We start from the raw sequence: 22,415 nt of genomic DNA on the forward strand, positions 1-22,415 counted from the left end.
GTATGATTTTGTAGGTTCGCTTATAAGATGTGTGAGTAGCTTTTATAAATTCAAATTGAAAGCGTTCGCATGAAGGGGATGAACATAAATGAAAAAATTCGGATTGGCAACACAAATTTTTGTCGCGCTTGTTTTAGGGATTGTAGTAGGGGCAGTCTTTTATGGCAATAAAACGGCGATTTCTTATATCACACCAATTGGGGATATATTTATTCACTTAATTAAGATGATTGTAGTACCAATTGTTATTTCAGCATTAATTGTTGCAGTAGCTGGTGTAGGAGATATGAAGAAGCTTGGGAAACTGGGTGGTAAGACAATTCTTTATTTCGAAATTATTACGACGATTGCTATTTTAATGGGATTACTTGCAGCGAATATATTCCAACCAGGTACTGGCGTTGATATGAGTAATTTACAGCAAAGTGATATTTCTTCTTATAAACAAACTGCAGATGCAACAGAGAAGAAAGGTTTTGCTGAGACAATTGTTCACATTGTACCGAAAAACGTATTTGAATCGATTGCACAAGGTGACCTATTACCGATTATATTCTTCTCAGTATTGTTCGGCTTAGGAGTTGCGGCAATTGGGGAAAAAGGAAAGCCTGTTTTTAACTTTTTTGAAGGCGTACTCGAAGCCATGTTTTGGGTTACAAATCAAGTTATGAAATTTGCACCATTTGGTGTATTCGCATTAATTGCCGTTACGGTTGCAAAATTTGGTGTAGCGACATTACTTCCGCTAGGAAAACTAGTGCTAGCTGTATACGTAACTGTTATACTATTCGTTGTGATTGTATTAGGTATTAATGCACGAATGGTTGGAGTAAACATTTTTACATTAATGAAAATTTTAAAAGAAGAATTGATTCTTTCGTTTACGACAGCAAGTTCAGAAGCTGTTTTACCTAATATAATGAGAAAAATGGAAGAGTTCGGTTGTCCAAAGGCAGTTGCCTCTTTCGTAATTCCGACAGGTTATACATTTAACTTGACTGGATCGGCTATTTATCAAGCGTTAGCGGCATTGTTTGTTGCACAAATGTACGGTGTGCACATGTCACTAACGGAGCAAATAACGTTATTATTCGTTCTCATGTTAACATCCAAAGGTATGGCGGGAGTTCCAGGTGCATCGTTCGTTGTTGTATTAGCAACGTTAGGTTCGATGGGGTTACCACTAGAAGGTATCGCGTTAATTGCGGGAATTGACCGCATTTTAGATATGATTCGCTCATCTGTCAATGTATTAGGAAATGCATTAGCGGCCATTGTTATGTCGAAGTGGGAAGGCGAATTCGATAATGAGAAAGCAAAACAATATGTAGAAACAGTCAAAGAAACAAAAGCAGCATAAGAAATCGTTAAGGAGTGAATAATCATGGCAACATTAACTGAAGTTAAAAATGGTGTTCGAATTGAAAAAGATTTTTTAGGTGAAAAAGAAGTACCAAACTATGCATACTACGGCGTACAAACAATGCGTGCAGTTGAAAACTTCCCGATTACAGGATACAAAATCCATGAAGGTTTAATTAAAGCGTTCGCAGTTGTAAAAAAAGCAGCAGCGCTTGCTAATACAGATGTAGGAAGATTGGAATTGAACAAGGGTGGTGCGATCGCAGAGGCTGCTCAAGAAATTCTTGATGGAAAATGGCATGATCATTTCATCGTAGATCCAATTCAGGGCGGAGCAGGTACTTCAATGAACATGAATGCAAATGAAGTCATTGCCAATCGTGCTCTTGAATTATTAGGAATGGAAAAGGGAGACTATCACTATATTAGTCCAAATAGTCATGTAAACATGGCGCAATCCACAAACGATGCATTCCCAACGGCGATTCATATCGCTACATTAAACGCATTAGAAGGTTTATTACAAACGATGGGTTATATGCATGATGTATTTGAAATAAAAGCAGAACAGTTTGACCATGTTATTAAAATGGGTCGTACACATTTACAAGACGCTGTGCCAATTCGTCTTGGGCAAGAATTTAAAGCATACTCTCGTGTGCTTGAACGTGATATGAAACGAATTCAGCAATCACGTCAACACTTATATGAAGTGAACATGGGAGCAACTGCAGTTGGTACAGGCTTAAATGCAGATCCAGAATATATTGAAGCGGTTGTAAAACATTTAGCTGCAATTAGTGAACTGCCACTTGTTGGTGCAGAAGACTTAGTAGATGCAACGCAAAATACGGATGCATACACAGAAGTATCAGCAGCACTTAAAGTATGTATGATGAATATGTCTAAAATTGCGAATGACCTTCGCTTAATGGCATCAGGTCCACGCGTTGGTTTAGCGGAAATTATGCTACCAGCTCGTCAACCAGGTTCATCTATTATGCCAGGGAAAGTAAATCCTGTTATGCCAGAAGTAATTAATCAAATTGCGTTCCAAGTCATTGGTAACGACCATACAATTTGCCTTGCTTCAGAAGCAGGACAATTAGAATTAAACGTTATGGAACCAGTACTTGTTTTCAACTTACTTCAATCAATTAGCATTATGAATAACGGTTTCCGTGCCTTTACAGATAATTGCTTAAAAGGAATTGAAGCGAATGAAGATCGCTTAAAAGAGTATGTTGAGAAGAGTGTAGGAATTATTACAGCCGTGAACCCTCATATCGGTTATGAAGCAGCAGCTCGCGTTGCAAAAGAAGCAATCGCGACAGGGCAATCCGTTCGAGAACTTTGTGTGAAAAATGGTGTACTGTCACAAGAAGACTTAGAATTAATTCTAGATCCATTCGAAATGACACACCCAGGGATTGCAGGAGCAACTCTTTTAAAGAAAAATTAAAAGAAGAGGGGGGACAAGCCCCTCTTTTTTGTTTACAATATAGAAATGCTATATATGAATAGAGGTAGGGATGTTATGAGCAAGTTTACAGTAGCTTCTAATGGTGCATTAGAAACAACATTAAGAGGAGCAGAAGTATTATCAACACCACTTTTAAATAAAGGGGTAGCTTTCACACAAAATGAAAGAGAAGAGTTAGGTTTAAAAGGGTTATTACCGCCAGCGGTTTTAACGTTAGAAGAACAGGCACGCCGAGCATACGAACAATTTAGTTCTCAGCCGGATGATTTATTAAAGAATGTATACTTAACTGCGTTACATGATCGAAATGAAGTATTATTTTATCGTATATTAACAGATCATTTACGTGAAATGTTACCGATTGTATATACACCAACTGTCGGTGTAGCAATTCAAAGATATAGTCATGAATATCGTAAACCACGTGGCGTTTATTTATCAATTAACGATTCATCAGGTATCGAAGAAGCATTTACCAATATCGGTGCAACAGCTGAGAACATTGATTTAGTCGTTGTAACAGATGGAGAAGGCATATTAGGAATTGGTGACTGGGGCGTTGGTGGTATTAACATCGCAATCGGAAAATTAGCTGTTTACACTGCTGCAGTTGGAATCGATCCTAGTCGTGTATTACCAGTAATTTTAGATGTAGGTACAAACCGTGAGGAGCTATTAAACAATCCATTTTATATTGGAAATCGTCACCCTCGTATAACAGGTGAAGCTTACGATGAATTTATTGATACGTTTGTACAAGCGGTAAACAAACAATTCCCGAAAGCACTTTTACATTGGGAAGACTTTAGCTCTCGTAACGCACGAAAAATTTTAGATAAATATCGTCATGATGTTTGTACATTTAATGATGATATTCAAGGTACAGGTGCAGTTTCACTTGCGGCAGTATTATCGGCAGTGAAAGCTTCTGGTGTACCGCTAAGTGAACACCGCGTTGTTGTATTTGGTGCTGGTACGGCTGGAATCGGTATCGCAGATCAAGTTAGAGATGCGATGGTTCGCGTAGGCGTATCTGAAGAAGAATCATATAAGCGTTTCTGGTGTATTGATCGTAACGGGTTAGTTACAGATAATATGGAAGATCTTCTTGATTTCCAAATTCCGTACGCAAGAAAAGAAGCAGAAGTAAGTGAGTGGAAAGAAAATGATGTGATCGGACTTGCTGAAGTTGTGAAACATGTAAAACCGACAATTTTAATTGGTACATCTACTGTTGCAGGTGCATTTAAAGAAGAGATTATTAAAGAAATGGCTTCTCACGTAGAAAGACCAATCATTTTACCAATGTCGAATCCAACGCCACTTGCTGAAGCAAAACCAGCAGATTTAATCGAGTGGACAGAAGGAAGAGCGTTAGTTGCAACAGGAAGTCCATTTGAACCAGTTACATATAACGGTGTAACGTATGTGATTGGACAATCAAATAATGCACTTATTTTCCCAGGGCTTGGTCTTGGAACAATTGTAGTACGAGCAAGCGTCATGACGGATGGAATGTTCGCAGCGGCTGCTGAAGCAGTTGCAAGTATGGTAGATACAAGTCAGCCAGGAGCACCTATTTTACCAGAGGTCGAAGAATTACGTAATATCTCAGAAATGGTTGCAATTGAAGTAGCGAAAGTTGCAGTTGCAGAAGGTGTTGCAAGAGTGAACTTAAGTGATAACGATATCAAGATGGCAGTGCAAGAAGCAATGTGGAAGCCAGAGTATCGCCAAATAAAAGCGGTAGAAAAGGTTAGAATATAGAAAAAAAGCCCGTTTATAACAATAAGCGGGCTTTCACTTTTACTACTGAAAAAAAGTATAGGAAGTGTCACCTTTGAATTGGAATCAATTATGGAAGAAAGATATGTCCCTTTTAATTATATTAATGGTCGTTGTTCCGATTGCTGGGGAGCTGAACTTTCATCCCTTTAATGATACGTTTCGAGTTAGCTTCGGTACACCGCTATTCTTCTTTTTATTATTATTTTTAAGAAGAGTACCAGCAGGAGTTGCAGGTATTCTTGTTGGTATATCTGTAGTCTTATTCCGAGTATGTCTTGACTGGATCATGCAAGGTTCATTTCATATGACAGAATCATTTTATTTGCGTTATCCTGTGTTCTTCTATTATTTTATTTATGGCAGTTTTTTTTCGCTTTGTAGGGTAAATAAATTCCATCAGAAACCAATCATTATTGGATGCCTTGGAATTTCAATTGAAATTGTTGCAAGTATGTCAGAACTTGCGTTTTATCACATGTTAGTACTAGGTACAACAATAACGATTTCTGAAGTGAATAAACTTATTATTATTGCTATTTTTCGTAGTTTCTTTGCACTTGGTTTTTTAAATATGATGAATTTATATGAAACGAAATTAAAAGAATCGCAAGTTCGAAAAGAAAATGAAAATATGTTAATGCATCTTTCTAATTTATATGTGGAATCTGTTCATTTGAAAAAGACGTTACAAAATGCGGAGTTAATTACACAAGAAGCATATCAACTATATCGAAATTTACAAGTAAGCGCTGATTCAAGTAGTAAAACAGCATTGAAAATAGCGGGGGAAGTGCATGAAATAAAAAAGGATAATCAAAGGATATTTGCAGGATTATCTAAACTGTTATTAGATAAAAATGTGGCTGAATATGTAGAAGGACATGAGTTAGCAGAGATGATTGTTAGAATAAACGAGAAGTATGCTGAAATGCTAGAAAAGGATATACGTTTTTCTAAACATATAGAAGGTGAGCATGCTGCATACCACGTGTATACAGTGCTATCAATTTTTAATAACTTAGTTGCAAATGCAGTTGAAGCAATTGAAGATAAAGGTTTCGTTATTATTAAGCTATATAAAAGAAATCAGCATATATTTTTTGAAGTAATTGACGATGGGCCTGGTATTACACAAAAGTATAAGAAATTAGTATTTAAGCCAGGATTTACTTCCAAGTATGATCAAACGGGAACACCGTCAACTGGTATTGGGCTTTCTTACATAAATGAAATGGTAACAGAGCTAGGCGGAGAAGTGAAATTAGAAGACCGAGAAAATAAAAGAGGATGTAAGTTTATCGTTTGTTTACCAGAGGATAGTTTAAAGCAGGAAGGGGAATAGATTTGTTTTATTATATCGTAGACGATGATGAAGTTTTCCGTTCGATGCTTTCGCAAATTATTGAAGATGGAGATCTTGGAGAAGTAATTGGTGAGGCGGATGACGGAGCTTTTATTGAAGCGGATCAACTAAATTTTAAAAAAGTAGATATTTTATTTATTGATTTGTTGATGCCGATGAGGGACGGAATTGAAACAGTTCGTCACATTGCGTCAACTTTCACGGGGAAAATCATTATGATTTCTCAAGTGGAATCGAAGCAGCTTATAGGTGAGGCATATACACTTGGTGTAGAATATTATATTACAAAACCATTAAATAAAATCGAAGTTGTATCTGTTGTACGTAAAGTGATGGAGCGTATTAGATTGGAGCGTTCTATACACGATATTCAAAAATCATTGAATAACGTGTTTCAGTGGGAAAAACCGCAATTGCGTACTGAACCAGTGCAAGAAGGAAAAAAGATAGGGGATTTAGGGCGCTTTTTACTATCAGAACTCGGTATTGCGGGAGAGAATGGAAGTAAAGATTTACTTAGTATGCTGGAATATTTATATGGTCAAGAAAAGGCACAGACATTTGAGTTTGGCTTTCCTGCGTTAAAAGAAATTTTCCATCATATTACGATAAGAAAATTAGGGGATTTAGCTTTAGAGGCGGATATTGATAAAGAGAAAAAAGCGTCTGAACAAAGAGTACGTCGAGCTATTTATCAGTCGTTAAATCATTTGGCTTCTTTAGGATTAACAGACTTTTCAAATCCAAAATTTGAAAGCTATGCTCCAAAATTTTTCGATTTTACCGTAGTTAGAAAACGGATGACAGAAATGACGAAAGATGAACTCGCATCTTCTGGTCATACGCGAATTAATACAAAAAAGTTTATTCAAGTGTTGTATTTTGAGGCGAAGAGGTTGATGGAGATAGAGTGAAGAAGATGCTTATAAATAAGCATCTTCTTTTGTTAAATCAACATTTTATATTTTCTCGTGGAGCATGTAAAATGTTAAGTAAGAGAAAATGGTTTTATATTAAGGAAGTGTCAAAGCGATGAGTTTCACATTGAATAAATCGATTATTAAAGAAGTGTGCGGAGAGACCTCATATAAAAGAGGTGAAGCCTATTATAAATCAAATAAAGTAATAATAGATCATTACGATGAAAATAAAGAAATTTGTGAGGCGACAGTAAAAGGGAACGAGGATTTCCATGTTACAGTAGCAAAAGCCAAAAAGGGTGATGTTGTTGCAAAATGTAGTTGTCCTTCATTAGCGTCTTTTCAAACGTACTGTCAACATGTTGCAGCAGTATTAATACAAATAAACTATAATCAACAAACAGGTAGAATGAGCTCCACTAGTAGCAGAAATGATCAATTGACAAGTGGTATGTTTCAGCTGTTTGCAGACAAACCACTGAGGCCAAAAAGTAAACAACACCGTTTTGATACACGTGAAATATTAGATATTGAGTTTATATGTACACCAGTTGCTACGAGAAGTGGTGGGGCTCTTCTTGGAATTCAATTGAAACTTGCCAAAGTGTATTTCATAAATCATATTAGAGAATTTCTTTCTAAGGTGGAGAAAAGAGAGTCTTTTCATTGTTCAAATGAATTTACATATACACCAGATGTACATAGTTTTAAACAAGAAACGGATGCAATTATTCAGCAGCTCATTAAAATGTATCATAACGAAAAAATGTATGAAAATACGCTAGAAGTACATGCGAAACAAGATGAAAGTATGATATTTATACCACCAGCTTCATGGAAAGATATGCTCTTTTCACTTTCTAAAGCTGAATATGTACAGCTGAAACAAAATGAACAACTGTTTCAGGGATTACAAGTTTCAAAAGGGTTGTTGCCGTTACACTTTGAATTTACGAAGGGAAATAATGGCGGATTTACACTTCATATAGAGGGTTTAAATCGTGTACAAGTTATGGATATGTATAACAATGCACTTTATAGTGGGAAATTATATCACTTACACATTGAAGATTGTATGCGACTTATTGAATTACAAAAGATGATGAGTCGCTCAAATAGTAATCAGTTTTATATTCCAGAAAGTAAGATGGAACATTTCGTCGCGAAAGTTGTACCAGGATTAATGAAGCTCGGAACTGTACACATTGATGAAGTAATATCGGATCGTGTTGAAACACCTTCGCTAAAAGCGAAATTGTATTTAGACCGCGTGAAAAATCGCTTATTAGCAGGTCTTGAATTTCACTATGGGAACGTCATGATTAATCCGCTAGAAGAGGATGGACAGCCGTCTGTTTTTAATCGTGATGAGAAAAAGGAAAAAGAGATTTTAGACATTATGAGTGAAAGTGCTTTTGCAAAAACAGAAGGCGGTTACTTTATGCATAATGAAGAAGCTGAGTATAACTTTTTATATCACGTTGTGCCAACATTAAAAGGTTTAGTTGATATTTATGCGACAACAGCAATCAAATTGCGAATTAGTAAAGGGGATGCAGTTCCTCTTATTAGAGTGAGAAGAAAAGAAAGAATTGATTGGTTGTCATTTCGTTTTGATATAAAAGGAATACCAGAAGCAGAAATTAAAGGTGTATTAGCGGCTCTTGAAGAGAAACGTAAATATTATCGATTGGCGAATGGTTCGTTTTTATCGCTAGAGAGTAAAGAGTTTAATGAAATTAATCAGTTTATAAAAGAATCAGGTATTCGGAAAGAATTTTTACATGGAGAAGAGGTAAATGTTCCGCTTATTCGAAGTGTAAAATGGATGAACGGACTTCATGAAGGCAATGTTTTAAGTTTGGATGATTCTGTTCAAGAGTTAGTAGAAAACATTCAAAACCCGAAAAAATTAAAGTTTGCTGTGCCAAATACTTTAAATGCAGAAATGAGAAAGTATCAAGTATATGGGTTCGAATGGATGAAAACACTTGCTCATTACCGTTTTGGCGGTATTTTAGCAGATGATATGGGACTTGGAAAAACGTTGCAAAGCATTGCTTTTATAGATTCTGTTTTGACTGAGATTCGAGAAAAGAAACTGCCAATATTAGTCGTTTCACCATCATCTCTTGTTTATAATTGGTTTAGTGAATTGAAAAAATTCGCCCCGCATATTAGAGCAGTTATTGCAGATGGAATTCAAGCAGAGCGCCGGAAAATTTTGAAAGATATAACGGAATTTGATGTTGTAATTACGTCATATCCATTACTGAGAAGAGATATAAGATTGTATGCAAGACCATTTCATACACTATTCCTTGATGAAGCGCAGGCGTTTAAAAACCCTACAACGCAAACGGCAAGAGCTGTGAAAACAATTCAAGCTGAATACCGTTTTGGGCTAACGGGTACACCTGTAGAAAATTCATTAGAAGAGCTATGGTCTATCTTCCATGTCGTCTTCCCAGAATTATTACCAGGAAGAAAAGAGTTCGGTGATTTAAGGCGTGAAGATATAGCGAAGCGAGTGAAACCATTCGTATTAAGACGATTAAAAGGGGACGTATTAAATGAGTTGCCAGAGAAAATAGAGCACTTACAATCATCGGAGTTATTACCCGATCAAAAGAGTCTTTATGCTGCTTATTTAGCGAAGTTAAGGGAAGAAACGTTAAAGCATTTAGACAAAGATACGTTACGTAAAAATAAAATTAGAATTTTAGCTGGTTTAACGAGATTGCGACAAATTTGTTGCCATCCTGCTTTATTTGTTGATGATTACAAAGGAAGTTCAGCTAAATTTGAACAACTGTTAGAGATTTTAGAGGAATGTAGAAGTACAGGAAAGAGAATATTAATTTTTTCTCAATTTACGAAGATGCTTTCCATTATTGGTCGTGAGTTAAATCGCCAAGCAATTCCATACTTTTATTTAGACGGGAGTACACCAGCACAGGAACGTGTAGAGCTGTGCAATCGGTTTAACGAAGGAGAAGGGGATCTATTTCTCATTTCTTTAAAAGCTGGTGGTACCGGACTTAATTTAACTGGTGCAGATACAGTAATATTATACGATTTATGGTGGAATCCAGCTGTTGAACAACAAGCGGCTGATAGAGCGTATCGAATGGGGCAAAAAAATACAGTACAAGTTATAAAGCTAGTAGCCCACGGAACAATTGAGGAGAAAATGCATGAACTGCAAGAAAGTAAGAAAAATTTAATTGCTGAAGTGATTGAGCCAGGAGAAGAAAAATTAGCATCCATTACGGAGGAAGAAATAAGAGATATTTTAATGATTTAATATGAAAAAGCTATGCTTTCACATGTGAAAGCATAGCTTTTTGTTGTAATAATTATATTTTGTTTTGTGCAAAGTAAAGAAATCAAATGTTATTTAAATTACTTCTTTGTACCTTTACTTTTGTAGGGTTTGGCAGCTGCCTTTTTCTTTGCACTTGATTGCCAACGGTTCCATCCTTTACTTCCTGTACCTTGTCCTACACCTTTTTTCGGTTTTGCTTTCGTTTTACTCATATGATCACTCCGTTATATAAAAAATCTTATTTAATAATAGCCAATGTTTTAGAAAAATATTCTGGATAAATGACTATGTTTGTTTTAAGTAAAAACAAACTGCTTGAATGCTATAGTATATCATGAAATTGCAAGTAAACTGAAAGGAATTATAAAGAAAATGAAAATAATAAGAAATACTGCGGATTCTATATTCCGAACGATCACATTAATTATTGTGTATACGTTAGTTTCGGTCAGTGAAACATTTTTTGGATTGACGAGGCAGAAAAAGTAAAGATGTTAAATTAACAACAATCAATAAAGCCGTAAAATAAAGAATTGAAAAATATTTTAAAACTTTTTGTTGACTTTCTTTATTTTTTGTATAGAATAATCATTAATAAAATGTTTCAGAGATGTGACAACAAAACGACTATGAAAGGACGAGTAGTAGTAGGACGTAGTTTAAGCGAGTCAGGGGTGGTGTGAGCCTGATACGAAGCCTATTATGAAGAACCTCCTGGAGTTGCTAACCGAAATCCTTTATAGGAAAGTAGACTTAGCCGGGAACTTCGCCGTTACAAGAAGAACAGTATCGAGATATTTCATCTCCGTATTGTATAAGTGAGCAACCTCTGTTGCTAATTTGGGTGGTACCGCGGAACCAAAGCCTTTCGTCCCAGTTTTTTGGGAAAGAAGGGCTTTTTTTGTTGGCTTCTTTTCACAACATCCAAACATTTTAGGAGGAAACCACCATGTATCAATCATTAATGACAGTAAGAGAGACTCAAATTGCAATTAAGGAAGTTAAAACATTTTTCGAGGACCAATTAGCAAAACGCCTTGAACTATTCCGCGTATCTGCACCATTATTCGTAACGAAAAAATCAGGATTAAACGATCACCTAAACGGTGTAGAACGTCCAATTGAATTTGATATGTTACATTCAGGAGAAGAATTAGAAATTGTTCATTCACTAGCGAAATGGAAACGATTTGCATTACATGAATACGGATATGAAGCTGGTGAAGGTTTATATACAAACATGAACGCGATTCGTCGTGATGAAGAACTTGATGCAACGCATTCCATTTATGTTGACCAATGGGATTGGGAAAAAATCGTTCAAAAAGAATGGCGTACTGTTGAATACTTACAAAAAACAGTACAAACAATTTATGGAATATTCAAAGATTTAGAAGATCACTTATTTGAAAAATATCCGTTCCTTGGAAAGTATTTACCGGAAGAAATTGTTTTCGTTACTTCTCAAGAATTAGAAGATAAATATCCAGAATTAACACCGAAAGATCGTGAACATGCAATTGCAAAAGAACACGGTGCAGTCTTCATTATCGGAATTGGTGATGCACTTCGTTCAGGTGAAAAGCATGACGGACGCGCAGCTGATTATGACGATTGGAAATTAAACGGTGACATTTTATTCTGGCACCCAGTACTACAATCTTCATTTGAGTTATCATCAATGGGAATTCGTGTTGATAGTAAATCACTTGATGAGCAGTTAACGAAAACTGGTGAAGACTTCAAACGTGAGTATGATTTCCATAAAGGTATACTAGAAGACGTACTACCATTAACAATCGGCGGTGGCATTGGACAATCAAGAATGTGCATGTACTTCTTACGTAAAGCACATATCGGTGAAGTTCAATCTTCTGTATGGCCTGACGATTTACGTGAAGCTTGCAAGAAAGAAAACATTCATCTGTTTTAATAGAAGTAAGGGAATAGCTTAAATATAGAGCTATTCCCTCTTTTTTATAAAACATTACTTATTTATTACCGAGTTCTTCTGCTAAACCGATTAAAATTCCTTCGACTCCACGAATGTAGCAGAGACGATACGAGTTCTCGTACTGAACTACTTCGCCAACGAGCTCTGCACCATGCTTAGTGAGTCTCGATACCATTTCGTCAATATCCTCGACAGTGAACATGACGCGTAGATAACCGAGGGCGTTTACAGGAGCTGTTCGGTGATCTGCTATAGTAGGAGGGGTGAGAAATCGCGAAAGTTCAATTCGGCTGTGGCCATCTGGAGTGACCATCATAGCAATCTCTACGCACTGAGAACCGAGTCCAGTTACGCGACCAGCCCATTCACCTTCGACATTTGCTCGACCTTCGAGATTCAAGCCAATCTCCTCAAAGAAAGAGATTGCGTTATCAAGGGATTCTACAACGATGCTGACATTGTCCATTCGTAGTAATTTGTTGTTTGCCATAGTCTTATCTCCTTATGTATAAAAGTTTATTATTTAATTATCCTCATAATTATACTACTAAGTAGTTACAAATTCCTTTCAGTCAAAAACACCTTGTCACAGTATAGGAAAATGTGACAAGGTGTTTTTTAATATATCATATAGCATCTTGTTAACGAATAGCTTTTTAATTAATAGGAAGGAAGTAGATTAATATGTTTTTTTTATAAGCGTTACTAAACATATCAAATTAGCTCATTTGCACGAAAGGCTCAATTTTCGCCATAAATGATTGATGCAGCGCCTCAACGCCTGTTACTAAATGAAGGCGGTCAATAACGACAGACACTTTAATTTCTGATGTACTTACCATTTTAATATGAATATCTTCTTCTTTTAAAGTAGTGAACATATTTGCAGCGACACCTGGGTTAGATACCATGCCAGATCCTACGATTGATACTTTTGCTAAATGATTTTCATATTCTACTGCTTCATAGTGAAGTGCCTCTTGATTTTGTTCCAATACTTCTAATGTTTCTCTTAAATCATTAGAATGGATGGAGAAGGAGAGATGAACAGTTCCTTCATTTGTAATACTTTGAATGATGATATCTACATTAATATGTGCCGCTGCTAATGTAGAGAAAACAGTTGAAAGTGAACCTTGTTCTAATCCTTTCACTGTGATGCGTGTAATATTATCTTCAAATGCAATACCTTTAACGATTGATTGTTGTTCCATGTTACATTCTCCTTTTACAATTGTTCCGTTTTCTTGTTCCATACTTGAGCGAACTTCTAAAATGACATTATGATTTTTAGCAAACTCAACAGCACGCGGGTGTAATACACCAGCACCGAGGTTTGCAAGTTCTAACATTTCGTCATAAGAAATTTCATCTAATTTATAAGCATCTTTTACAACTCGTGGATCCGTCGTATATACGCCGGTCACATCTGTGTAAATATCACATTTTTTTGCGTTTAGTGCAGCAGCTAATGCGACAGCAGTTGTATCAGAACCGCCTCGTCCAAGCGTTGTAATTTCAAAATCTTCACTGACTCCTTGGAAACCAGCTACAATAACAATCGTACCTTCAGCAAGATAAGATTGAATACGATCTGTATGAATGTCAGTAATCCGTGCACTACTATGTACAGATTCTGTCGTAATACCTGCTTGCCACCCTGTTAATGAAATTGCATGATAGCCTTTTGCTTGCAGTGCCATTGTTAATAATGAAATAGTTACTTGTTCTCCTGTAGATAGAAGCATATCCATTTCACGTTTACTTGGATTTTCTGTGATAGCGTTAGCGAGTGCGACAAGTTCATCTGTGCTTTTTCCCATTGCTGAAACGACAGAGACAATGCTATGACCTCGTTCATATTCTTCAATAATTAAATTTGCTACATGTTGAATGCGTTCGACGCTTCCGACAGAAGTGCCACCGAATTTTTGAACAATTGTTTCCATTACAGATTCCTTCTTTCGTCTATTTTTAAGAATAGATTAGGAAATATATAAATCCCAATACTCCTGTAGTTACCAGAAAGACAAACAAAAAACACCATCTCAAATAAGTGAGGATGGTGCTGTTACAGGAAAAGGGAAACAGAAAACGGAGCTAATAAAAAAACCGCCAAAAAAGGAATATCATAAAAAATGATATCTCTTTTTTGTAGATAGCTCTTCATACGTACACGTCTGTACATATGACAGTTCTGTTTCTATTCGAAAACAGCCCCAATTGATAAATGCAGAGAAACTTATCAATTTCGGCAATACTTCCTTTCATCTAAGTTCATAGACATCTCTGTGTCTCCATTAGAATACTTATAAGTATCGCAACCTCTATCTCACGTTTTAGGCGAGAGTGTTTGATTTATGAAGTTGTTGGTAACATTTGTTTTATAATAATTTAAATTTTTCGGGGAATCAAGTGTTTTATATATATTTTAAAAATTCTTTCTTTTTTCTGAGGAAGTTTGTGAAAAATGTAGCAAAATAAATTCATTGCATGTACATTAAACTTATAGTGCATAGGAGGTGGGAGAATGAAAAGGAAACAGCCTATTTATGTTGCGACAAAAATGAACACGACGATGGGAAAATTATGGGAATATACGCAAGAACCAGATATACATACAGAGTGGGATGCTCGCTTTACTGAAATTTCGTATTTAGAGAAAAAAGAAGGAGAACCACAGAAGTTTTTGTATAAAACAAAGATTGGATTTGGGTTTGAAATAGCTGGAGAAGGGGAATCAATAGGTGAAATAAGAAAAGAAACTGGTGAAAGAATTTCCTCTTTAAAATTTTGGACGGATAATACATTATCTCTTATTCAAATAGGACGTGGTTATTGGAAGTATACGCCGAATAAAGAATACATCCATTTTGAGACACAATATGATTATGATACAAGATTTGGTCGTATAGGAAATGTGATAGATTCCTATATTTTTCGTCCGTTATTAGGTTGGGCGACTGCTTGGAGTTTTGATGCCTTAAAATTATGGTTAGAAAAGGGGCTTCATCCTAGGTTACTAATTAGAAGAACAATGACGTATTGGCTCGTATGTTTTTTATTTGCTTTTGTATGGATATATCAAGGGATAGTGCCAAAACTACTTTTTACTCATTTAGAAGAAGTAAAGATGCTTTCTGTATTAATCGGTTCAAATGAAAATAGTGTATATATACTTAAAATAATTGGGGTGTTAGAAATAATTTTCGGTGTTGTATGGCTGTTGCCAATAACAAAACGAAAATTATTTATACTGCATATTATTGTATTACTAGTTTTAACATTAGCGGCAGGATTTACGAATATTGCAAGCTTTACAGAGCCGTTTAATCCGATTACATTAAATGTTCTTCTAATGGGGTTATCAATTGTCGGTTATATAAATAGTTGCGATTTACCAAGAGCGAAAAATTGCAATAGGGCGAGAAAGGGATAAGTGTATGGTTAATATATATGAACGATTATTAGGGGATACCTATAAAAATCTTCATCCTGAATTGCAGAAGCGTTATGCGATTACAGAAGAGAATAGTTTTACAGGTGAAGGAAAGATGGATGAAATTTACGGTGGCTCTTTTTTCGTGAAATTTATATTAAAAATTGCATCGAAGTTTCGAATGTTTTTCTCGGAACGAGGAGAGGAAATTCCATTTACGATACAAAACATAGCTGAGCGAGATGAATATGGACAAGAATTAGTAAGGTGGAACCGTACTTTTTATTTTCATAATAAGAAAAGATATTTTAATGCAGTTATGCAATTGGATGGAAACGAAAATGAAATTGTAGATTATTTTGGCGAACCACATTTACTCGTTTCTACACTGCATTTTCATATCGATGAGTTAGGGGCAATGCATATTTCTTCAAAGAAACAATGGTTTTATATGTTTGGAAGAAAAATGCCGTTACCAAAATTTTTGTATGGTGAAGCAAAAATTGTTGAAAGTTATGATGCAACACTACAGTGTTTTCGAATTCATGTACAAGTACGAAACCCGTTAATTGGCTCGCTTTTTTCATATAAGGGAACATTTGTGGAAAGGAAATAAACGATATGAAAAATATAATATTTGGGCTTGCTTGTTATGTTGTTTTTCTAATATATGAGTGGTTGAATATAAATCCTGTTGAAGCAATTATATTATTATCTGTTTTATTATTTATACCAATGTCACTTTGTATTATTGATAAAAGAAAAAGAGATGGATCGTATTTATTATTTTATAAATTCGTATCGTTTTTATATCCAATCGCAGCAATTTGTGCAATGCTAGCTTTCGTCACAAATTACAATGTATTTGCGCTAGTTTGGTTTGTATATACAGGAATTGTTGCGTTATTTGGTGTAAGTAGATTGCTAGAAAGAGGATGGAAGCCGTTAGAAGAGATCGCCATAGATAGTGCGTTTATTTATTTGTTTTTAGGTGGTTTTTGGTTTTTTGCTTCAGTAGCAAAACTTTCAATTATGCATTTTAGCTCTGACATTGTTTTACTCACAGCAGCGCATTTTCATTATTCGGCGTTTCTATTGCCATTATCAACTGGTTTAATAGGGAGAAAAAGAGAAAAGAGAAGTAAAGTATATGATGCTATTATGTTTATCATCATGATTTCACCTATGACAGTTGCAATAGGAATTACATACTCAAGAGTATTTGAATTTTTTGCAGTGTTCCTATATTTATGTGCGATTTATGGGTATGGATTTTACGTTTGGAGAGCAAAATTTAATGCTATCAGTGCAAAGATTCTTCTAATCGTTTCGTCTAGTACACTCATGGTTACAATTATGTTCTCACTTATATATTCATACGGAAATTTGAAGCATGTAATGACGATTACAATTGCTCAAATGGTTTGGATTCACGGTGTTGTCAACGGAATTGGAGTAGCGTTACCGGCATTTGTCGGCTGGATGATCGAAAAGAGTGTTCCGAATTATAAATACTATGGGAAACCAATGAGTAAATTAAGAGGAAGTGTGGCAATTGGTGAGGCTTTTTTATATAGCGGCAATTTAGTAGACAGTAAGGAATACAACGGTTTAGTCGATAAAGTAAATGACTTTCATAGTGAGTCATTTGACGTGACGAAGGTACCTTTAAGTATTATTCGTTTTTATGAAAATACAACAGAGTATGAGTTGCAATCAAATATTAAATGGGCTCGTTGGTTCCGCCTATTTGCATTTTGTTATGAGAAAATGAGCAAGCATGTAGGACAAATACATTTAGGGATGGGCGGCAATTGGGAAACGATGCATGGCTCTATCATTAGTGTAATAGATGAGAAAGATGGAAGAGAGAATGTAAGGGCTTGGATAAGGAAAAATGAAGCAGGTGAATCTATTTTTGTAGCTCTTTATTCAAAGCATACAAATAAGAATGAGACATATATGAATATCGCCTTACCTTTACCTTATTCGAATATGACTGGTATTTTGAAACTATATAATGATAATCATGATTTAATCATTACTAGTAAGTTAAGAGAAAATGGCCAGGGAGATGAGGGGATTTATTTACATACTCGGTTCTTAACAATCCGTTTACCGTTAGCAGAGACTTTCATCATTACAGAGGGTAAGGATAAAATGTTAACAGCTCATCATAGCATGTGGCTATTTGGACTTGAATTTTTACATATTCATTATAAGATTGCAAAAATTGCACAGAAGTAAGAAAGGCTTGGATGGGTTTCCAAGCTTTTTTATGTATGGGTAATTGTCATAGAAATTTGTTTATTTAGCTCATTATCCCAAACACGTTGAATTTCAAAAGTGCCTGTTTCAAAAAATAATGGGAATCTTTCTTTAAACCAAGTTTGCATAGGTAGCTTTAGTGCTGTATCGATTGGTATCCATAATAATTCACCCTCAGGAGGATTCAAAAGAAGTTCACCTTCAAATGAGTCTGTCCAATAGTTAAATACCATATATCGAACATTACCTTTCGGATTGACATATTCATCTAATCCTTTAAAAGTTAAATTGGAAACAAGTAATCCAGTTTCTTCTTTTACTTCTCTTATAGCGGCTTGAACGATACTTTTGGGGAAATCTACTTTGCCGCCAGGAGCGATGTAGCCAGGGAAACCTCGATGGCTGGGGTGTTTTATGAGTAAAATTTCATTGTTACGTTGGATCATACACATTGTATAGATCTGATGTTCGATGTTATGTGAATTTGGAGGCATAATGATGTATTCTCCTTTATATTTTTTTGATAATTTTACCATAACATAATTGTTTCTTATATAATCAGAAATGAAATGTTATAAATTTCCAGTTATATATTATAAATTCTATAGTCATTCGAAAAGAGGGGAGAGACATGCAAGGAGAAATACAAAAGGAGAAAAATTTAGGTTATATTGGAAAATTATTATTACCAGTTAAAGTATCAACGCACTTTAAGTTTTTATGGATTGGACAATTACTCTCGGCCTTAGGTAGTTCGATAACTATGGTCATACTTCCAGTTGTTGTGTATTCATTAACTGGTTCAACAGTTGTAATGGGGATGACGATGGCAATGTACATGCTACCTAATATTCTTGCTTTACCGTTTGCGGGTTTAATTGTAGACCGAATTGATCGGGTTAGGTTAATGTTATTTACGGATATAATCCGCTGTATATTAATGCTATTACTTGCATCGCTTATATTTATGGATTTATTAACAATTACGATTTTATATATTCTCGTTGCCATATACGGACTTATGGAAGGGATATTCCAACCAGCATATTCTGCTGTAAGGGCGAAAGTATTCGTCCCTGAAATTCGTAATGCAGCTAACGCACTCACTCAAATGAGTAATCAAGGTATACGATTAATTGGGCCAGCACTTGGTGGGTTAATCGTATCGGTTGCATCTGCAGGGATAGGTTTCGGACTAGATGCAGCAACGTACTTATTATCATTTTTATGTTTATTATTTTTAAAAGAAATTAAGTTTAAAAAAGTAAAACCCATTGAAAAGAGTAAGCTTAATTACAAACAAGAGTTTATGGAAGGTGTTTTAGTTTTAAAAAGTCATCCGTGGCTGTGGATTACAATTTTAGTTTTTTCTTTTATAAATATTTGTTATGCCGGCATTATCGTCGTATTAATTCCATGGTTATTTAATGTTCATCATCATTTTGAAGCTTACGTGTATGGACTTGGCATGGCCTTTTCTGGTGGTGGGGCTGTAATTGCCGCATTAATATTTGGTGGGAAAGAGCTGTGGCATAAGAGAGGATTACTGGCTTATGGAGGTGTTTTAATGAATGGCATTGCTTTATTAATTATGCCATTCATTTCTTGGGCACCCGCTTTAATATTCTTAATGGCAATTGAAGGATTTGGCATGATGATATTTGGACTCATTTGGGAAACGAGTTTACAGGAGCTTGTACCAGAAGAAGCATTCGGAAGAGTGGCAAGCCTTGATATGTTGGGTTCTTTTGCTTTATTGCCATTAGGATACGTAGTTGTAGGCTGGTTAGCTACTGTCATAGGTGGCGAGATAACTATTATAACACTAGCTAGTTTAGTAATTTTAACAATTGGAATAGCATTGTCTGTACCGAGTATTCGTCGATTTAATTGATTATATGGGAAAAGAGGGCTAGACCTATATAGAAAATAACTTAGCATATAATCAACTAGTATTAATAAAACATCTTTGTAATGAAAAGCCTTCCATACACATTTGGCACAAAAAAATTAGTATGGAAGCAACAAAATTAGAAATCACAAAAGAAGTGACGGAAGCGATACAAGCAGGTTTCAAAAAAGAAGACTAAGCCCTAAAGAAATTAGGACTTAGTCTTCATTAAATACAAATGTTTGTTTCATTTTTTTACCTTCATTTACCGGATGGCCGTTATAAGAGAAATTCTTTTCTTCCCAAGTGATTACAACTTTAAAATTATGACTATTAAAGTCTAATGGGAATACCATGTAGTCAAAGCTTGTATGACTTTTAGAAATATTTTCATTAGGTGTAGTAGGTTTAAAGGTAGCCTTAGAGGTAGGATTGTTATCAAGTATTTCCACAGATACGTTTGATACATCATGACCGATGTTTTTTACGAGTAAACTATACGTATCAAATACACCTTGTTTCGGCTGGATTGCTTGCTTGTTTGAGTTATGAGATTTATCAATTTCGACATACCATTGTTTAGACTTTGACGCAATCGGTAGTGACTGAAATGTGTAAGCACTAGCTTGCATTGGTAGTGCTAAACATATAAGCGTAAAGAGAGTTAATATTTTTCGTTTCATTTTTTAAGAGCTCCCATTCTTTAATGGATTTACTTGTTATTATCTTCTTTTTACGAGTAAATATACCATATAATGTAAAGTGGGTATTGTGAGTAGTGAATTAATATATTATTCACTACTCTTATAGCTGGCATAATTACGTATGTAGTAAGAAAGAATAAATTTGTTTTTTCTATACTTAGATTGCTACCCTTTTTAAAAGGGCTATTTTTATGTTTTAATAAAAAAATATACTAAGAGTTCCGTATAAATTATTTATTTTAATGTAGTTAAATGTGCTTGTATATTGTGAAATTAGAGAGGGAAGTTGTGTAGAGATGTTTCTACACAGTTTTTTAGGATATGAAAAAATTGCCAAAAATATGTTAAAATAACATTGTCATACAACAAGGGGGATTTGTTTTATGGAAAATGGACATCTTGCTAAAGTAGACTTAACGAAAAAAATTGAATCAAAATCTAAGTACAATAAGAAATTAGAAAAATATCAAAGGCGCTTATTAGCATTACAACAAATTTTGAAAGAAGAAAAAATCGCGGTTATGCTTGTTATGGAAGGATGGGATGCGGCTGGTAAAGGTGGGGCAATTAAGCGGGTGACGGAACATCTTGACCCACGTGGGTTCCAAGTAGATCCAATTGGAGCGCCTGCACCTCATGAAAAACGTTACCATTATTTGCAACGTTTCTGGCGCAAAATTCCACAGTACGGGCAAATTACCATTTTTGATCGCTCATGGTACGGTCGTGTGTTAGTTGAGCGTGTTGAAGGTTTTGCTACAAAGGAAGAGTGGATGAGAGCATATGATGAGATTAATGATTTTGAAAAACTACTAACAGATGACCATTACATAATGGGGAAGTTCTTCTACCATATAAGTAAAGAGGAACAGTTAAAGAGATTTAAAGATAGAGAGAAAAATCCTTTGAAAAGATGGAAAATTACAGACGAAGATTGGCGTAATCGTGAAAAATGGGATGAATATGTTGAAGCGATGGAAGACATGTTTGAAAAAACAAGTAAGCCAAATGCGAAGTGGCATATTATTGAAAGTAACGATAAATTGTATGCTCGTGTGAAAACGTTAAAAATTATTATTTCATTCATTGAGGATTATTTCTTAGAACATGGTATAGAATTGCCTTCTTATTATTATGAAATGAAAGAGGATATTGAAGTTTTGCAAGATGTAGGTGTGAAAGAGTAAAAAAGAAAATGGCCCTGTGAATTGGTGAAACCAAATTATGGGGCTTTTTTATTTAGAAACATTTTACAATTAACAGAATAAGGTATATAATCAATAATCATATTAACATTGTTAATATGATTATTGATTATATAATGTGTGGGGGGTTTACTTTGAAGGGAAGAGATGTTGTTTTAGGTTTATTAATGGAAAAGGAATTGTCTGGTTACGATATTAAAATTGTGTTTGAAGACGTATTTACTCATTTTTTTGATGGAAGTTTTGGAATGATTTATCCAACGTTACGACAATTGGAGAATGAAGGGAAAATAAAAAAAGAGGTTGTCATGCAAGAGGGGAAACCGAATAAGAAAATGTACTTTATTACAGATGAAGGACGTGAAGAGTTTTATCAATACATGCAGACGCCTGTAGAGAAGGATGTTTTACGTTCGGATTTTTTAATGAGAATGTATTTTGGTAACTATAGTGATGATGTAACAATAAAAAAATGGATTAAAGATGAAATTGAAAGAAAAGAAGCGTACATTGCAGATCTTCGATTGAAATATGAAAAGTGGAGAGTAGGTATTACTTTCGTCGAAGAAATTTCACTAGATGTAGGTATTGCATCGTATAGTGCACAAGTGGAGACTTTGAAGAAAAAATTAGAAGAGTTAGAGGCGAAAGAAAACAATAAAACAGAAGAATGAAAAACGCGTTCACAACAAATAAAGGGGTATATCAAG

18 protein-coding genes, 1 riboswitch and 1 other annotated feature are annotated in these 22,415 nt (G+C 35.1%); of the genes, 13 read left to right on the forward strand and 5 right to left on the reverse strand.

From position 1 onward, the window contains the following. Positions 1-88 precede the first annotated feature (88 nt). The 6 genes from M1D73_RS08705 (at position 89) to M1D73_RS08730 (ending at position 10,223) form a co-directional block, all read left to right on the forward strand. Positions 89-1,360: a cation:dicarboxylate symporter family transporter gene (locus tag M1D73_RS08705; RefSeq protein WP_000713293.1), complete on the forward strand. Its 1,272-nt coding sequence runs from the start codon at positions 89-91 to the stop codon at positions 1,358-1,360. Positions 1,361-1,384: 24 nt separating this feature from the next. Next, on the forward strand, positions 1,385-2,824 hold the full coding sequence (gene aspA / locus M1D73_RS08710) for an aspartate ammonia-lyase (RefSeq protein ID WP_000224188.1): 1,440 nt from the start codon (positions 1,385-1,387) through the stop codon (positions 2,822-2,824). A 75-nt stretch (positions 2,825-2,899) separates the two neighbouring features. Continuing rightward, entirely contained in the window at positions 2,900-4,612 is a 1,713-nt protein-coding gene (malS, locus tag M1D73_RS08715) for an oxaloacetate-decarboxylating malate dehydrogenase (RefSeq protein ID WP_002195357.1), read from the forward strand. Between the two features lie 64 nt (positions 4,613-4,676). Continuing rightward, entirely contained in the window at positions 4,677-5,975 is a 1,299-nt protein-coding gene (locus tag M1D73_RS08720; protein ID WP_002023846.1) for a sensor histidine kinase, read from the forward strand. A 2-nt stretch (positions 5,976-5,977) separates the two neighbouring features. Then, positions 5,978-6,910, forward strand: coding sequence for a response regulator (locus tag M1D73_RS08725; RefSeq protein WP_000500302.1), 933 nt, complete (start codon positions 5,978-5,980; stop codon positions 6,908-6,910). 118 nt (positions 6,911-7,028) lie between these two features. Beyond that, positions 7,029-10,223, forward strand: coding sequence for a DEAD/DEAH box helicase (locus M1D73_RS08730; RefSeq protein WP_000011045.1), 3,195 nt, complete (start codon positions 7,029-7,031; stop codon positions 10,221-10,223). A 98-nt stretch (positions 10,224-10,321) separates the two neighbouring features. On the opposite strand, the gene M1D73_RS08735 is transcribed toward M1D73_RS08730, so the two are convergent. After that, complete coding sequence (locus M1D73_RS08735) at positions 10,322-10,456, reverse strand: DUF3934 domain-containing protein (protein WP_000047588.1); 135 nt, start codon at positions 10,454-10,456, stop codon at positions 10,322-10,324. Positions 10,457-10,864: 408 nt separating this feature from the next. After that, positions 10,865-11,123: a binding site (T-box leader), on the forward strand. 70 nt (positions 11,124-11,193) lie between these two features. Between M1D73_RS08735 and asnA the strand changes: the two genes are divergently transcribed. After that, positions 11,194-12,177 (forward strand): aspartate--ammonia ligase, encoded by a 984-nt coding sequence (gene asnA / locus M1D73_RS08740; RefSeq protein ID WP_000284917.1) that lies wholly within the window; start codon positions 11,194-11,196, stop codon positions 12,175-12,177. 58 nt (positions 12,178-12,235) lie between these two features. Here asnA and M1D73_RS08745 read toward each other — a convergent pair whose 3' ends face one another. Continuing rightward, positions 12,236-12,688, reverse strand: coding sequence for a VOC family protein (locus M1D73_RS08745; RefSeq protein WP_121868405.1), 453 nt, complete (start codon positions 12,686-12,688; stop codon positions 12,236-12,238). Between the two features lie 229 nt (positions 12,689-12,917). Then, a complete protein-coding gene (locus tag M1D73_RS08750; RefSeq protein WP_048657254.1) occupies positions 12,918-14,147 on the reverse strand; it encodes an aspartate kinase in 1,230 nt (409 codons plus the stop codon). Between the two features lie 202 nt (positions 14,148-14,349). After that, positions 14,350-14,536: riboswitch (Lysine riboswitch) on the reverse strand. A 192-nt stretch (positions 14,537-14,728) separates the two neighbouring features. Between M1D73_RS08750 and M1D73_RS08755 the strand changes: the two genes are divergently transcribed. The 3 genes from M1D73_RS08755 to M1D73_RS08765 are packed head-to-tail and all read left to right on the forward strand — an operon-like array spanning position 14,729 to position 17,884. After that, positions 14,729-15,637 carry a DoxX-like family protein gene (locus M1D73_RS08755; RefSeq protein ID WP_000823954.1) on the forward strand — a complete coding sequence of 303 codons (909 nt, stop codon included), beginning with the start codon at positions 14,729-14,731 and terminating at the stop codon, positions 15,635-15,637. A 4-nt stretch (positions 15,638-15,641) separates the two neighbouring features. Further along, positions 15,642-16,253, forward strand: a complete 612-nt coding sequence (locus M1D73_RS08760) for a DUF4166 domain-containing protein (RefSeq protein ID WP_000247278.1) — start codon at positions 15,642-15,644, stop codon at positions 16,251-16,253. A 5-nt stretch (positions 16,254-16,258) separates the two neighbouring features. Continuing rightward, entirely contained in the window at positions 16,259-17,884 is a 1,626-nt protein-coding gene (locus M1D73_RS08765) for a YndJ family protein (protein WP_121868403.1), read from the forward strand. Positions 17,885-17,913: 29 nt separating this feature from the next. Here M1D73_RS08765 and M1D73_RS08770 read toward each other — a convergent pair whose 3' ends face one another. Continuing rightward, positions 17,914-18,399: an 8-oxo-dGTP diphosphatase gene (locus tag M1D73_RS08770; RefSeq protein ID WP_001134941.1), complete on the reverse strand. Its 486-nt coding sequence runs from the start codon at positions 18,397-18,399 to the stop codon at positions 17,914-17,916. Between the two features lie 137 nt (positions 18,400-18,536). Between M1D73_RS08770 and M1D73_RS08775 the strand changes: the two genes are divergently transcribed. Then, a complete protein-coding gene (locus M1D73_RS08775) occupies positions 18,537-19,799 on the forward strand; it encodes an MFS transporter (protein WP_121868402.1) in 1,263 nt (420 codons plus the stop codon). A 215-nt stretch (positions 19,800-20,014) separates the two neighbouring features. Here M1D73_RS08775 and M1D73_RS08780 read toward each other — a convergent pair whose 3' ends face one another. Beyond that, positions 20,015-20,479 (reverse strand): hypothetical protein, encoded by a 465-nt coding sequence (locus M1D73_RS08780; protein ID WP_000823336.1) that lies wholly within the window; start codon positions 20,477-20,479, stop codon positions 20,015-20,017. A 404-nt stretch (positions 20,480-20,883) separates the two neighbouring features. On the opposite strand from M1D73_RS08780, the gene M1D73_RS08785 reads away from it, so the two are divergent. Both M1D73_RS08785 and M1D73_RS08790 read left to right on the forward strand, forming a co-directional pair. Continuing rightward, positions 20,884-21,687 (forward strand): polyphosphate kinase 2 family protein, encoded by an 804-nt coding sequence (locus M1D73_RS08785; protein ID WP_000427315.1) that lies wholly within the window; start codon positions 20,884-20,886, stop codon positions 21,685-21,687. 152 nt (positions 21,688-21,839) lie between these two features. Next, positions 21,840-22,379 carry a PadR family transcriptional regulator gene (locus M1D73_RS08790; RefSeq protein ID WP_000678333.1) on the forward strand — a complete coding sequence of 180 codons (540 nt, stop codon included), beginning with the start codon at positions 21,840-21,842 and terminating at the stop codon, positions 22,377-22,379. Positions 22,380-22,415: the final 36 nt, after the last annotated feature.

This window comes from Bacillus sp. PK3-067 (assembly GCF_056738645.1).

Coding starts and splice junctions, on each gene's coding strand:
- M1D73_RS08730 (WP_000011045.1), top strand. CDS start 7,029: ATGAGTTTCACATTGAATAAATCGATTATTAAAGAAGTGTGCGGAGAG.
- M1D73_RS08775 (WP_121868402.1), top strand. CDS start 18,537: ATGCAAGGAGAAATACAAAAGGAGAAAAATTTAGGTTATATTGGAAAA.
- malS (WP_002195357.1), top strand. CDS start 2,900: ATGAGCAAGTTTACAGTAGCTTCTAATGGTGCATTAGAAACAACATTA.
- aspA (WP_000224188.1), top strand. CDS start 1,385: ATGGCAACATTAACTGAAGTTAAAAATGGTGTTCGAATTGAAAAAGAT.
- M1D73_RS08750 (WP_048657254.1), bottom strand. CDS start 14,147: ATGGAAACAATTGTTCAAAAATTCGGTGGCACTTCTGTCGGAAGCGTC.
- M1D73_RS08705 (WP_000713293.1), top strand. CDS start 89: ATGAAAAAATTCGGATTGGCAACACAAATTTTTGTCGCGCTTGTTTTA.
- M1D73_RS08770 (WP_001134941.1), bottom strand. CDS start 18,399: ATGCCTCCAAATTCACATAACATCGAACATCAGATCTATACAATGTGT.
- M1D73_RS08745 (WP_121868405.1), bottom strand. CDS start 12,688: ATGGCAAACAACAAATTACTACGAATGGACAATGTCAGCATCGTTGTA.
- M1D73_RS08760 (WP_000247278.1), top strand. CDS start 15,642: ATGGTTAATATATATGAACGATTATTAGGGGATACCTATAAAAATCTT.
- M1D73_RS08765 (WP_121868403.1), top strand. CDS start 16,259: ATGAAAAATATAATATTTGGGCTTGCTTGTTATGTTGTTTTTCTAATA.
- M1D73_RS08785 (WP_000427315.1), top strand. CDS start 20,884: ATGGAAAATGGACATCTTGCTAAAGTAGACTTAACGAAAAAAATTGAA.
- asnA (WP_000284917.1), top strand. CDS start 11,194: ATGTATCAATCATTAATGACAGTAAGAGAGACTCAAATTGCAATTAAG.
- M1D73_RS08780 (WP_000823336.1), bottom strand. CDS start 20,479: ATGAAACGAAAAATATTAACTCTCTTTACGCTTATATGTTTAGCACTA.
- M1D73_RS08735 (WP_000047588.1), bottom strand. CDS start 10,456: ATGAGTAAAACGAAAGCAAAACCGAAAAAAGGTGTAGGACAAGGTACA.
- M1D73_RS08755 (WP_000823954.1), top strand. CDS start 14,729: ATGAAAAGGAAACAGCCTATTTATGTTGCGACAAAAATGAACACGACG.